At 67.4% G+C, this 12,463-nt stretch carries 17 protein-coding genes; 12 read left to right on the top strand and 5 right to left on the bottom strand.

Annotated features, from left to right (window positions below):
• Positions 1 to 149: 149 nt before the first annotated feature.
• The 6 genes from QLH51_RS10945 to QLH51_RS10920 all read left to right on the top strand — a co-directional run bounded on the left by QLH51_RS10945 (position 150) and on the right by QLH51_RS10920 (position 4,104).
• Positions 150 to 530, top strand: a complete 381-nt coding sequence (locus QLH51_RS10945) for a MerC domain-containing protein (RefSeq protein WP_125658682.1) — start codon at positions 150 to 152, stop codon at positions 528 to 530.
• Positions 531 to 570: 40 nt separating this feature from the next.
• Positions 571 to 1,032, top strand: a complete 462-nt coding sequence (locus QLH51_RS10940) for a Fur family transcriptional regulator (RefSeq protein WP_125658686.1) — start codon at positions 571 to 573, stop codon at positions 1,030 to 1,032.
• 86 nt (positions 1,033 to 1,118) lie between these two features.
• Positions 1,119 to 3,041: a 1-deoxy-D-xylulose-5-phosphate synthase gene (dxs, locus tag QLH51_RS10935; protein WP_125658689.1), complete on the top strand. Its 1,923-nt coding sequence runs from the start codon at positions 1,119 to 1,121 to the stop codon at positions 3,039 to 3,041.
• Positions 3,038 to 3,457, top strand: a complete 420-nt coding sequence (locus QLH51_RS10930; RefSeq protein ID WP_125658692.1) for a hypothetical protein — start codon at positions 3,038 to 3,040, stop codon at positions 3,455 to 3,457. Before dxs ends, QLH51_RS10930 begins: the two co-directional genes overlap by 4 nt.
• Positions 3,458 to 3,481: 24 nt before the next feature.
• Complete coding sequence (locus tag QLH51_RS10925; RefSeq protein ID WP_125658695.1) at positions 3,482 to 3,709, top strand: AbrB/MazE/SpoVT family DNA-binding domain-containing protein; 228 nt, start codon at positions 3,482 to 3,484, stop codon at positions 3,707 to 3,709.
• Positions 3,709 to 4,104, top strand: a complete 396-nt coding sequence (locus QLH51_RS10920) for a PIN domain-containing protein (protein WP_125658698.1) — start codon at positions 3,709 to 3,711, stop codon at positions 4,102 to 4,104. Before QLH51_RS10925 ends, QLH51_RS10920 begins: the two co-directional genes overlap by 1 nt.
• Here QLH51_RS10920 and QLH51_RS10915 read toward each other — a convergent pair whose 3' ends face one another.
• Positions 4,105 to 4,773 (bottom strand): RBBP9/YdeN family alpha/beta hydrolase, encoded by a 669-nt coding sequence (locus tag QLH51_RS10915; RefSeq protein WP_125658701.1) that lies wholly within the window; start codon positions 4,771 to 4,773, stop codon positions 4,105 to 4,107.
• A 179-nt stretch (positions 4,774 to 4,952) separates the two neighbouring features.
• Here QLH51_RS10915 and QLH51_RS10910 point away from each other — a divergent pair, with 179 nt between their 5' ends.
• The 5 genes from QLH51_RS10910 to QLH51_RS10890 all read left to right on the top strand — a co-directional run bounded on the left by QLH51_RS10910 (position 4,953) and on the right by QLH51_RS10890 (position 8,056).
• Positions 4,953 to 5,741, top strand: a complete 789-nt coding sequence (locus QLH51_RS10910; RefSeq protein ID WP_206429074.1) for a TlyA family RNA methyltransferase — start codon at positions 4,953 to 4,955, stop codon at positions 5,739 to 5,741.
• 39 nt (positions 5,742 to 5,780) lie between these two features.
• Positions 5,781 to 6,335: a TspO/MBR family protein gene (locus tag QLH51_RS10905; RefSeq protein ID WP_125658704.1), complete on the top strand. Its 555-nt coding sequence runs from the start codon at positions 5,781 to 5,783 to the stop codon at positions 6,333 to 6,335.
• Positions 6,336 to 6,381: 46 nt separating this feature from the next.
• Positions 6,382 to 6,687: an accessory factor UbiK family protein gene (locus tag QLH51_RS10900; RefSeq protein WP_125658707.1), complete on the top strand. Its 306-nt coding sequence runs from the start codon at positions 6,382 to 6,384 to the stop codon at positions 6,685 to 6,687.
• A gap of 68 nt (positions 6,688 to 6,755) precedes the next feature.
• Entirely contained in the window at positions 6,756 to 7,256 is a 501-nt protein-coding gene (locus QLH51_RS10895) for a YbjN domain-containing protein (protein WP_125658855.1), read from the top strand.
• Positions 7,256 to 8,056: a pyrroline-5-carboxylate reductase family protein gene (locus tag QLH51_RS10890; protein ID WP_125658857.1), complete on the top strand. Its 801-nt coding sequence runs from the start codon at positions 7,256 to 7,258 to the stop codon at positions 8,054 to 8,056. The genes QLH51_RS10895 and QLH51_RS10890 overlap by 1 nt, the downstream gene beginning before the upstream one ends.
• 213 nt (positions 8,057 to 8,269) lie before the next feature.
• Here QLH51_RS10890 and QLH51_RS10885 read toward each other — a convergent pair whose 3' ends face one another.
• Positions 8,270 to 8,773, bottom strand: a complete 504-nt coding sequence (locus QLH51_RS10885) for a MarR family winged helix-turn-helix transcriptional regulator (RefSeq protein WP_206429076.1) — start codon at positions 8,771 to 8,773, stop codon at positions 8,270 to 8,272.
• A gap of 58 nt (positions 8,774 to 8,831) precedes the next feature.
• On the opposite strand from QLH51_RS10885, the gene QLH51_RS10880 reads away from it, so the two are divergent.
• Positions 8,832 to 9,920 carry a branched-chain amino acid aminotransferase gene (locus tag QLH51_RS10880; RefSeq protein WP_125658713.1) on the top strand — a complete coding sequence of 363 codons (1,089 nt, stop codon included), beginning with the start codon at positions 8,832 to 8,834 and terminating at the stop codon, positions 9,918 to 9,920.
• A 218-nt stretch (positions 9,921 to 10,138) separates the two neighbouring features.
• On the opposite strand, the gene QLH51_RS10875 is transcribed toward QLH51_RS10880, so the two are convergent.
• From QLH51_RS10875 to QLH51_RS10865, 3 genes are all read right to left on the bottom strand, one after another.
• Positions 10,139 to 10,684 (bottom strand): hypothetical protein, encoded by a 546-nt coding sequence (locus tag QLH51_RS10875; RefSeq protein WP_125658716.1) that lies wholly within the window; start codon positions 10,682 to 10,684, stop codon positions 10,139 to 10,141.
• A gap of 77 nt (positions 10,685 to 10,761) precedes the next feature.
• On the bottom strand, positions 10,762 to 11,940 hold the full coding sequence (locus QLH51_RS10870) for an acetyl-CoA C-acyltransferase (protein WP_125658719.1): 1,179 nt from the start codon (positions 11,938 to 11,940) through the stop codon (positions 10,762 to 10,764).
• Between the two features lie 2 nt (positions 11,941 to 11,942).
• On the bottom strand, positions 11,943 to 12,386 hold the full coding sequence (locus tag QLH51_RS10865; protein WP_164516170.1) for a MaoC family dehydratase: 444 nt from the start codon (positions 12,384 to 12,386) through the stop codon (positions 11,943 to 11,945).
• Positions 12,387 to 12,463: the final 77 nt, after the last annotated feature.

Genomic DNA, 12,463 nt, shown 5'->3' with positions numbered 1-12,463 from the left:
CGGAAAGGGCTAGGCGTCACCCTGAACGACACGCCCGACCGGCTCGTCGGAATTTTCCCCACCCGGTCGAACCGATCTGCCGCCGCATCGTTACCGTTCGCATGAAGCGATATGTTGTAACTTCGCGCGGCATGCGGCATAGGATGGCGATGCGCAGCTCCACCGCCCGTTCCTGGTTGCACGAAGGTCGCCTCGATCGCGCGGGCATGATGCTGTCGGCGCTGTGTGCGGTACATTGCGTGACGACGATCGCGATCATGGCGCTGCTGGCGTCGGTCGGCGGCGCGTTGCTGCATCCCGCGATCCACGAAGTCGGGCTGATGTTCGCCGTCCTGCTCGGTATCGTCGCACTGGGCGCGGGATATGCGCGCCACGGACAGCGCCTGCCGACCGCGATCGGCGGCGTCGGCCTTGGCATCATGGCGCTCGCGCTGACGCTGCCGCACGGCCTGCCGGAAGCCATTGCGACCCTGACCGGGGTCGGTCTGCTGGCGTTCGGTCACCACCTGAACCGTCGCGCCGGCTGCTGACCCGCTTGCCGCGATCGGTCATGGTGCCTATCTCGACTCCATGGCGCACGAACATCACGAACGACACGGCACCGAATGGAACAAGGCGGCCGAGGCTGCGCTGACCCGCGCCGGCGAGCAATGGACGGCGATGCGCGCCAGCATCTTCGACGTCCTCGCCTCGTTCGACAAGCCGGCCTCCGCCTATGACATCGCCGATGCCGTGTCGAAGGCGCAGGGGCGGCGGGTCGCCCCCAACAGCGTCTATCGCATCCTCGACCTGTTCGTGAACGCCAACCTTGCGCGCCGGGTCGAAAGCGCGAACGCCTATCTGGCGAACACCCATCCCGACTGTCTGCATGACTGTATCTTCCTCGTCTGCGACCGTTGTGGGCAGACGACGCATATCGACGACGACAAGATTACCGGGACGGTCCGCGCCGCCGCATCGGGTGCCGGGTTCACTCCGGTCCGTCCCGTGATCGAAGTGCGTGGTACTTGTGCAGATTGCAACAAGGCCTGATGCTTTATCGAACCATCTGCGGCCTTTGACCGGCCGGACACGCACCAGCAATCGACAGTCGGTTCCGCCTGCGCTAGGCAAGGGTGATGGCCGATCTACTTAGCACGCCGCTGCTCGACACCGTTCACACGCCCGCCGACCTTCGCAAGCTGGCTTCCGGTGATCTGCGGCAACTCGCCGACGAACTGCGACAGGAAACCATCAGCGCGGTCGGCACCACCGGCGGCCATCTGGGCTCCGGGCTCGGCGTGGTCGAACTGACGGTCGCGATCCACTACGTCTTCGATACGCCGGCCGACCGGCTGGTGTGGGACGTCGGCCACCAATGCTACCCGCACAAGATCCTGACCGGCCGCCGCGACCGCATCCGCACGCTGCGACAGGGCGGTGGCCTGTCGGGGTTCACCAAGCGGTCCGAGAGCGAATACGACCCGTTCGGCGCGGCGCACAGCTCGACCTCGATCTCGGCGGCGCTGGGCTTCGCCGTTGCCAACAAGATCGCGGGCACGTCGGGCAAGGGCATCGCCGTGATCGGCGACGGTGCGATGTCGGCGGGCATGGCCTATGAGGCGATGAACAACGCCGAACAGGCCGGCAACCGTCTCGTCGTGATCCTCAACGACAACGACATGTCGATCGCCCCCCCGGTCGGCGGCCTGTCGGCGTACCTGTCGCGCATCGTGTCGAGCCGCGAGTTCCTCGGGCTGCGCGAGGCGTTCAAGAAGATCGCCCGCCGCCTGCCGCGCCCGTTGCACACCGCCGCGCGCAAGACCGACGAATTCGCCCGCGGCATGGCGACCGGCGGCACCTTGTTCGAGGAACTGGGCTTCTATTATGTCGGCCCGATCGACGGCCACAACCTCGATCACCTGATCCCGGTGCTCGAAAACGTCCGCGATGCCGAGGAAGGCCCGATCCTCGTCCATGTCGTGACCAAGAAGGGCAAGGGCTACGCCCCGGCCGAGGCCGCGGCCGACAAATATCACGGCGTCCAGAAGTTCGACGTCATCACCGGCACGCAGGTCAAGGCACCGGTCGGTCCGCCGCAGTACCAGAACGTGTTCGGCCATACGCTCAGCAAGCTGGCCGACAGCGACGACCGTATCTGCGCGATCACCGCCGCCATGCCCTCGGGCACCGGGCTCGACCGGTTCGCGAAGGAACATGGCGACCGTTTCTTCGACGTCGGCATCGCCGAACAACATGCGGTGACCTTCGCCGCCGGCCTCGCCGCGCAGGGGATGCGGCCGTTTTGCGCGATCTATTCGACCTTCCTGCAGCGCGCCTATGACCAGGTCGTCCACGATGTCTGTATCCAGAATCTGCCGGTGCGCTTCGCGATCGACCGCGCTGGCCTGGTCGGCGCCGACGGCGCGACCCATGCCGGCAGCTTCGACGTGACCTATCTCGCCACGCTGCCCAACATGGTCGTCATGGCGGCGGCGGACGAGGCGGAACTGGTCCACATGACCTATACCGCCGCGCAATACGACGCGGGGCCGATCGCGGTGCGCTATCCGCGCGGTAACGGTGTCGGCGTGGCGCTGCCCGAGGTTCCGCAGAAGCTGGAGATCGGCAAGGGCCGGCTGGTGCGCGAAGGGCACAAGGTCGCGATCCTGTCGCTCGGCACGCGGCTGGAGGAAGCGCTCAAGGCCGCCGACGCGCTGGAGGCAAAGGGGCTGTCGACGACCGTCGCCGACCTGCGCTTCGCCAAGCCGCTCGACGAAGCGCTGATCCGCCGCCTGCTGACCAGCCACGAGGTCGCGGTGACTGTCGAGGAAGGCGCCGTCGGCGGTCTCGGCGCGCACGTCCTGACCTTCGCCAGCGACACCGGCCTGATCGACGCCGGCCTGAAACTGCGCACGATGCGTCTGCCCGACACGTTCCAGGATCAGAACAACCCCCAGAAGCAGTATGACGAAGCCGGCCTGAACGCGCCGCAGATCGTCGACACCGTGTTGCACGCGCTGCGCTGGAACGAGAGCGGAGCGACCGAAGTCCGCGCATGACGGGTGCGCAGAAGGCGGCGGCGATCATCGCGCTGGCAGTGATCGCGCTCGGCTGGTTCAACTGGCGGATGTGGCGCCAGTTTCGCGCTGCCAGGGCGTATCGTGCCGGCTGGAGTGCGGCGGATTGCGACGCGATGCTCGCCGACGCCGGCGTATCGCCGGAGATCGCCGCGCTGACCCGCGAACTGATCGCGTCCTGTTATGGCGCGGACGTCGTGCCGCATCCCGACGATGACTTCGCCTGCTTCCTGATGATCGATGAAGCAGAGGTCGCGGACCTGGTCGGGGCCGGGCGGGAGCGGCTGGGTCTGCCGTTGCCGACGCAGCACGATCCGGTCGAACTGCCGCCGATGAAGGACGTGCGCGACCTCGCGGTGTATCTCGAGTCGGTTGTCACGATCGGACGGACCGCTTAGTTTCCCGGGTGAAGGAGACTGGCGGTGAAGGTGGAAAAAGTCGGAGGCAAACTCACCGTCGTAATACCCGAAGACGTGGCGGAAACGCTTGGTCTGCACGAAGGGGATACGGTGGAGGTGCGGCGGAGCGAAGAGGTTCCGCACCGGCTGAGCGAGGCGGCGCTGTCGACCCTGCGCGCGCGCATGACCGCGTTGTCGCGCCCGTTACCGGAAGGCTATCGTTTCGATCGCGAAGAAGCGAACGCGCGGTAGTGCGGGCGTTCCTCGACACCAATGTCCTGCTGTACGCTTTCGTCGACGACGTCCGTCGTCCCGAGGCGCAACAACTGCTTGATGGAACAGCCATCATCAGCGTGCAGTGCCTCAACGAATTCGCGACCGTTTCCCTGCGCAAGCAGCGGGTCGAGTGGATCGAGATACGCGAACGTATCGACCTGATCCGGACCGGCACGGCGCACATCGTTCCGCTGACCGACGCCATCCATCGCGACGGTCTGCGCATCGCCGAACGCTACCGCCTGTCGATCTACGACAGCATGATCGCCGCCGCCGCGCTTTCCGCCGGTTGCGACCGGTTATGGAGCGAAGACCTCCACCACGATCTCGTCATCGACGACCGGTTGCGGGTCGCCAACCCGTTTCGCTGACTATCGCAGGAACTGTCCTTGCGCGGCATCCGTCGCGTTGATCGCCAGCACCGACCGCGCGTCGCTGGGATGGCGGATATGGCCGTGGCCGTCGCCCGAGGCGGCGATCACCCGATCGAGCAGTTCCTGCCCCTCTTCCCACCAGCCGATGCCGCTGGCGGCGTTCAGATGCCCCTGCGCACCGGCGTCGACGAAATGGCTGCCCCAATCGACCGCCATCGAATGTGCGCGCTCGATCGACACCCACGGATCGTCGGTCGATGCGACGACCAGCGAGGGGAAGGGCAGGGCGAAGCGCGGCGTGGGGGCGAAACCCTGCAACTCGCTCGGCGCGCCGGGGCGATCGACGTCGGCCGGCGCCACCAGCAGCGCGCCCGCCACCGGCCAGCCATAGGGCTGTCCCGACAACTGCGCCCACCACGCCACCGCGAGGCAGCCGAGCGAATGCGCGGCCAGCACCACCGGCGCCTGCGCCTGCCGGATCGCCTGGTCGAGCTTCGTCACCCAGGCGTTGCGCAACGGCCGCGACCACAGCCCCAGTTCGACCCGCGCGGTGTCCGGACGCGACTGTTCCCACAAGGTCTGCCAATGCGACGGGCCGGAGCCGTTCAGGCCGGGCACGGTCAGCACCGTCGGCATGCTGGTCGGGAGCGTCGAGAATTGTCCCATCGTCGCTCTCCTGCGCATCGTGGTTCGAAACGTGGAAAGCCGGCCCGTCAGCTTAAGGGGGGATCGGATCCGGGCTGGCTTCCCAACCGCCAACATATTCCTACTCGTTAGATAGGCAATAGATGATCGACCAAGCGATGACGGCTTGCGACGGGCGGAAAGCCGCGCCATGCGGGGCCATGGCAAAACAACGTGCGGACCAGATGCTCGTCGATCGCGGCCTCGCCGAAAGCCGGACGCGCGCGCAGGCGCTCATCATGGCCGGGCTGGTGTTCGTCGGCGATCGCAAGGTCGAGAAGGCCGGGCAGCAGGTCGCCGACGACGTCGCGCTCGACGTGCGCGGGCGCGATCACCCGTGGGTGTCGCGCGGCGGAATCAAGCTGGCGCACGGGCTCGACCGGTTCGGCTGGGACGTGGCGGGCGCGGTGGCGATCGACGTGGGATCATCGACCGGCGGCTTCACCGACGTGTTGCTCACTCGCGGCGCCGAACGGGTCTATGCGGTCGACAGCGGCACCAACCAGCTGGCGTGGAAACTGCGCCAGGACCCGCGCGTCGTCGTTCTGGAGCAACTGAGCGCCCGCCTGCTGACCGACGCCCATATCCCCGAACCCGTCGATCTGGTCGTGTGCGACGCCAGTTTCATCGCCCTGTCGAAGGTGCTGGCGGTGCCGCTGCGTTTCGTGAAGCCCGCCGGCCGCCTGCTAGCACTCATCAAGCCGCAGTTCGAAGCGGGGCGCGAGGAGGTCGGCAAGGGCGGCGTCGTCCGCGATGCAGCCGTTCACGACCGCGTCTGTGCGCAAGTCGCCGCATGGTTGACCACCCTTGGCTGGCAGGTCGAAGGGGTCGATCGCAGCCCGATTACTGGCCCGGAGGGCAATATCGAGTTCCTGATTGCTGCATATGCGCCCGAATCGGGCGGTTTGTCTTGCAATGATGCATCGCACACATCAAGCAATGCGCCCTGAGCGGCGGCGCGACGGGTGCTGCCTGTGCTGGGGGACGGGATGAGCGAGATCGCGTCGAAGTGGCAGTTGCGATCGGGGTTTCTGCGGCGGGCCGTGGTATGCGTGCCTGCCATCCTGCTGCTGGGTTTCACGTCGGGGCAACTGGTCGTCGCGGGGGACGCGAACGGCTGGTACCGGATGCTCGACCTGCCGGCGATCCGGCCGCCGAACTGGGCGTTCCCGGTCGTGTGGACGATCCTCTACCTGATGATGGGCTTCGCGCTGGCGATCGTCCTCAACGCCCGCGGCGCGCGCGGGCGCGGCATCGCCATCGCGCTGTTCGCGGTGCAACTGGCGATGAACCTCGTCTGGTCGCCGCTGTTCTTCGGCGCGCATCAGGTGACGTTGGCGCTGTACCTGATCCTCGCGCTGTTCGCGACGGCGACCGCGACCACCTTCGCCTTTGGTCGTGTCCGGCCGCTCGCGGCGTGGCTGCTGGTGCCGTATCTGGTGTGGCTGGTGATCGCATCGGCACTGAACTGGCAGATCGATCGGCGCAATCCCGATGCCGAAACCCTTGTGCCGCCGGCCCATTCCACCCAAATCGCACTTTAGAGAGGGGCGGGCGTATCCGTCGCCCGACCAACCGGAAGGATTTTCCATGCAGTCCGACAATCGCCTGTTCGACGATTTCGCCAAGTTCGTGAACGGCGCGGCCGGCACCATCGCCGGCATGGCGCGCGAGGGCGAGGCCGCTGCCCGCGAGCGGGCCAAGACCTTTCTCGGCGGCATGGATTTCGTCGGCCGCGACGAGTTCGAGGTCGTGAAGGCGATGGCCGTCGCCGCCCGTGACGAGGCCGACGCGCTGCGCGCCCGGCTCGACGCGCTGGAAGGCAAGGCGACCGCCGCATCGCCGCTCGACCGCGAACCCGCCGACAGCCCGGGTGCCGGCGAAGGCGCGCTCTGAACGCACTGCCCCCCCGTCGCACGCCGTGACGCGTGACGGGGGCGACGCGAGCGACTACAGACGTGGGGATGATATTGGACGAAGTGGAAGAGGACGGCGACGACGCCGTGCCGATCGACACGCTGGAGCGCTATTTCGCGGCGCACGGCTGGAAGCACGAGCGTGACGGCGACGAGATCGTCGCCAATGTGAAGGGCAGCTGGACCGAGTTCGAACTCCGCGCGATCTGGCGCGGGGAGGACGGCGTGCTACAATTCCTCGCGCTGCCCGACGTCCGTGTCGCCGACGAACGCCGCGCCGCGATCTATGAAACGATCGGCCTCATCAACGAACAGCTGTGGATCGGCCATTTCGAACTGTGGTCGTCGAGCGGTATCCTGCTCTATCGCCACGCCGCGATGCTGGGCGAGGAGCCGGTGCTGACGATCGATCAGGCCGAACTGATGATCGACGCCGCGATCGACGAATGCGAACGCTTCTACCCGGTGTTCCAGTTCGTCCTGTGGGGCGGCAAGAGCCCCAAGGAAGCGATCGCCGCGTCGATGATCGAGACGCAGGGCGAGGCATGATGCACCTGCCCGGACCGTTGTGGCTGATCGGCTGCGGCAACATGGGCGGCGCGATGCTGGAACGCTGGGTCGCCGACGGGATCGACCCGGTGGCGGTGACCGTCGTCACCCGCACCCCGCGCGACCTGCCGGCCGGGGTGACCCACGCGACGACGATGCCGCAGGACGGTCCGCCCGCGATCGTCGTGCTGACGATCAAGCCGCAGCAGCTGGACGACATCGCACCCGCCCTCGCGCCGCGTATCGCTGGTGCGCCGCTGCTGGTCTCGATCCTCGCCGGGGTCGACGAAACGGCGCTCGCCGCGCGGTTCGACGTCGCCACCGTCGTTCGCGCCATGCCCAACCTGCCGGTCGCGATCGGGCAGGGGGTGGTGACGCTCCATTCGCACGGCACCGATGCGGCGGCGAAGACGCTCGCCGCCGGGCTGATGGCCCCGCTCGGGCTGGTCGAATGGATCGACGACGCCGCGCTGTTCGACGCGGTCACCGCGCTGTCGGGCTGCGGGCCCGGCTTCGTGTTCCGCTTCATCGACGCGATGGCCGCCGCCGGCACCGCGCTCGGCCTGCCCGCCGATCAGGCGCAGCGCCTTGCCATCGCCACCGTACGGGGATCCGCGACGATGGCCGCCGGCGCCGACGTCTCGCCCGCGATTCTCGCCGACCGTGTCGCCAGCCCCGGCGGCTCGACCCGGCAGGGGCTGAACGTCCTCGACGACGGCGATGCCCTCAAGCGCCTGATGGCCGCCACGCTCGCCGCATCCGAACGCCGCAATGCGGAGATGGCGGCGGCAGCGCGCTAGAATTTGAACCATCTCTTTTGAAACGGGCGTCATCCCAGCGAAGGCTGGGATCTCCCGGTGGTAGCGCGCAGCAGGAGCCGATGGAGACCCAAGCCTTCGCTGGGGTGACGTTTAAAGTCGGATGGATCAAACTCAAGAATCCCGACCGGAACGTCACTCCGGCGAAGGCCGGGGTTTCGGGCGACTTCGGTCCCGCCAAGAGGGATGCCGGCCTTACCGCCCCAGCGCGGCCACCGCCGCCTTGTCGCCGGCCGGGATCAGCCCCTCCAGCACGGCCCAGAAGCCGCTGACCGCATCCTGCCCCGCCCCCGAATAGGCGCGCGACAGCCTGGCGTTGAGCATCTCGTACAGCCGCGCCTCCAGCGCCTGTCCCTCCGCCGTCAGCTTCAGCAAGCGCTGCCGCGCGTCGCGATCGCCCGCACGGCTTTCCACCAGCCCGCGCGCCGACAGGTCGTTCAGCACCCGGCCGAGCGACTGTTTGGTGATCGCGAGCAACCGCAACAGCTCGCTAACCGACAGATCGGGTCGCCGTGCGATGAAGTACAGCGCGCGGTGGTGCGCCCGCCCCAGATTCTGCGCCGCCAGTTCCTCGTCGATCGTCCGCGTCAGGTGGCTGTAACCGAAATAGAGCAGCTCGATTCCCCGCCGGACCTCCGCCTCGCGCAGGAACAGGGCGGAGGCGGCGACGGGTTGGGCGGGTGACAATGGGGCAGTCATGTTGACCATTTGTGCCATCCGTCCTACGCCACCGCAAGCATTCATCCATGAGGACGCCATGACGCAGCCGAGCTTCGCCTTCGAACCACATGCGACCCCGGTCGCGGCGAGCGAGCGGGCCGCGCGGATAGTAAATCCCGGTTTCGGACGCGTCTTCACCGACCATATGGCAACGGTCCGCTGGTCGGACGACAAGGGCTGGCACGATGCGAAGATCACCGCGCGCGCGCCGATCGTCCTGGACCCTGCCGCCGCCGTACTCCACTATGCGCAGGAAATCTTCGAAGGGCTCAAGGCCTATGCGCTGCCCGATGGCGGCGTCGCGCTGTTCCGCCCCGAACAGAATGCCGCGCGCTTCCGCCGTTCGGCGCACCGCCTTGCCATGGCCGAGCTGCCCGAGGACCTGTTCGTCGAATCGTGCCGCGAACTGGTGCTGGCGGAGCGCGACTGGATTCCGGCCGGGGAGGGCAGCGCGCTGTATCTGCGCCCGTTCATGATCGCGAGCGAGACGTTCCTCGGCGTGAAGCCCTCGGCCGAATATCTCTACTGCGTCATCGCCTCGGCGGTAGGCAATTACTGGCCCGGCGGCGCGAGGAGCGTGTCGCTATGGGTATCGAAGGAATTCACCCGTGCGGCCCCCGGCGGCACCGGTGACGCCAAATGCGGCGGCAACTATGCCGCCAGCCTGCTCGCCCAGTCGGAGGCGATCCGGCAGGGTTGCGACCAGGTCGTATTCCTCGACGCGGTCGAGCGCCGCTGGGTCGAGGAACTGGGCGGCATGAACATCTTCTTCGTGTTCGACGACGGCACGATGCTGACCCCGCCGCTGACCGGCACCATCCTGCCCGGCATCACCCGCGATTCGATCCTGACGCTGGCGCGCGACGCCGGGATCACCGTGCGCGAGGAACGCTATTCGATCGATCAGTGGCAGGCCGACGCCGCCAGCGGCCGTCTGGTCGAAGCCTTCGCCTGTGGCACCGCCGCGGTGGTGACGCCGATCGGCAAGGTATCGTCGGCGGACTTCGCGTTCCAGATCGGCGACGGCCAGCCGGGCGAGCGGACACGGGCGTTGCTCAAGCAGCTGACCGACATCCAGCGCGGCCGGAGCAACGATCCGCACGGGTGGTTGCAGCGGATCGGGTGAGGGGGCGAAGCCTTCATTTCCGATATCTCTACCCATCCGTTTGGTTCGAGCGCAGGTTCGAGCCTGTCGAGAACCGAAGTCGAGAACGGGTTGCCCCAAGCGACCCGTTCTCGACCGACGCTTCTCGACCAGCGCAGCGCCTGCCCGGAGCAACAGCCGCAGGCAGGCAGTCGAAGGGGCTACGCAGGACGAACGGACCCATCCAACGTCATCCTGTTTTACCCGACCACCCGCTTGTAATAATGGAACGGCAGGTAACTGGCGACATGCGTCCAGCCCTGTGCCTCTAGCCGCACGGAATCGCTGCCTGTGCCGATCCGGCGGCAATATTCCCACACCCGGTCGCCCGGCCGCAGGATCAGCGTCAGCACGCCCAGCGCGATTAGTTCGTTCCCGCGGCGCCCTTCCTCGGCGAGGATGCGCATCTCGTTGAACGCCGTCGCCCCGGTGCGAACGAAAGTCGCGCCGTCCGCTTCGCCGTCTTCACTGTCGTTCGCCAGCCGCCGGAAGCGCTGCTGCGCCGCCTGCTTGCTGATGCCCAGGGTATCGCCGATCTCGGTCCAGCTCATGTCGGCCCGGCGCGCAGCATCGATCCAGCGGTGCAGGCCCAGCCGGGCTTCGTCGGCCACGACGTGCGCCGCCACGATCGCGTCAGCAAAGTCGGCCTTGCCCTCGCCGGCGAACGCGGGTTGACGATCCGCCGCCCATTCGAGCACGATCGACGCCGTCCGAGACCGCAGCGCCTGTTCTTCCTGTATCTGCATTCGACTCTCCGTCAATGATGATTTGACGATTGGTCAATCCATTATTGACGGCTTACTGTCAACACGGTGTTGACGGTTTATAGCACCTCGAACAATCCCGCAGCCCCCATGCCGCCACCGACGCACATGGTCACCACGACATATTTCGCCCCGCGCCGCTTGCCCTCGATCAGCGCATGGCCGGTCATGCGCGCGCCCGACATGCCATAGGGGTGGCCGATCGCGATCGCCCCGCCATTCACGTTCAGCCGATCGTTCGGGACACCCAGCACGTCCTGGCAATGCAGCACCTGCACCGCGAACGCCTCGTTCAATTCCCACAGTCCGACATCGTCGACGGTCAGGCCGAATCGTTCGAGCAGCCTGGGCACGGCATGGACCGGGCCGATGCCCATCTCGTCGGGCTTCGTACCGGCCACCGCCATGCCGACGTAGCGGCCGAGCGGCTGCAAGCCCCGCGCCGCCGCGACCGACTCCTCCATCACGACGCACGCCGACGACCCGTCCGACAACTGGCTGGCATTGCCCGCGGTGATGACCGCCTGTTCGCCCAGCACGGGCTTGAGCGCCTGCAACCCCTCCAGCGTCGTGTCGGCGCGGTTGCCCTCGTCCTTCGTCAGCGTGACCTCGCGGGTCGATATTTCCTTGGTCGCCTTGTCGACGACGTTCATCGTCGCAGTGACCGGGATCAGTTCCGCGTCGAACCGTCCGGCGGCCTGCGCCGCGGCGGTGCGCTGTTGCGACTGGAGCGCATAGGCGTCCTGCCGCTCGCGGGAGATGCCATAGCGCTGCGCGACGATCTCTGCGGTCTGCAGCATAGGCATGTAGATGTCGGCGTGCATCGCCAGCAGTTCGGGATCGGGCGCGACGCGCATCTGCGGCGTCTGGACGAGACTGATCGATTCCATGCCGCCCGCGACGCAGATGTCCATGCGGTCGTGGACGATCTGCTTGGCGGCGGTTGCGATCGCCATCAGTCCGCTGGCGCATTGCCGGTCGATCGACATGCCGGGCACGGTGATCGGCAGCCCGGCGCGCAGCGCGGCGTTGCGCGCGATGTTGTTCGCCTGATGCCCCTGCTGCATCGCCGCGCCCAGCAGCACGTCGCCGACCTCCGCGCCGTCGATGCCGGCACGTTCGATCGCCGCACGGATCGCATGGGCGGCCAGCGTCGGCGCGGGCAGGTTGTTGAGCGCCCCGCGATAGGCGCGGCCGATGGGGGTACGCGCGGTCGAGACGATAACGGCGGAGCGCATGCCTAAATCCTTGTTCCGGTGAAGATCTGGCTGATCCATTCGGCGATCAGCGCGGGTTTGTCGGTGCCGTCGACCTCGACGGCATACTCGATCGTCTGCTGCCACCGGCCCGGCCGCTTCTCGGCCATCGCCAGCAGGGTGAAGCGTCCGCGGATGCGGCTGCCGGCGCGGACGGGGGACAGGAACCGGGTGCGGTCGCCGCCATAGTTCACGCCCATCAGTGCGCCCGCGATGGCGGGCTGGTCGCTTATCGCCGCCAGCCTCGGCATCAGCGACAGCAGCAGGAATCCGTGCGCGATCGTACCGCCGAACGGCGTGGCGGCGGCGGCCTGCGGATCGACATGGATGAACTGGCGGTCGCCGGTCGCCTCCGCAAAGGCGTCGATCATCGTCTGGGTCAGCACCAGCCAGTCGGAATGCCACACTGTGCCGATCTGCCCGGCCATCTCCTCCGCCGCGATTTCCGCCACGCGCGCATCCTCATCCGTTATGCGAACGGTTGTAGCGCGGACCGGTCCCGCCG

This window comes from Sphingomonas sp. 2R-10 (assembly GCF_030062225.1).
GTDB lineage: Bacteria > Pseudomonadota > Alphaproteobacteria > Sphingomonadales > Sphingomonadaceae > Sphingomonas.
The sequence above is the reverse complement of the archived record's forward strand: the minus strand, read 5'-3'. Positions and strand labels throughout refer to the sequence as shown.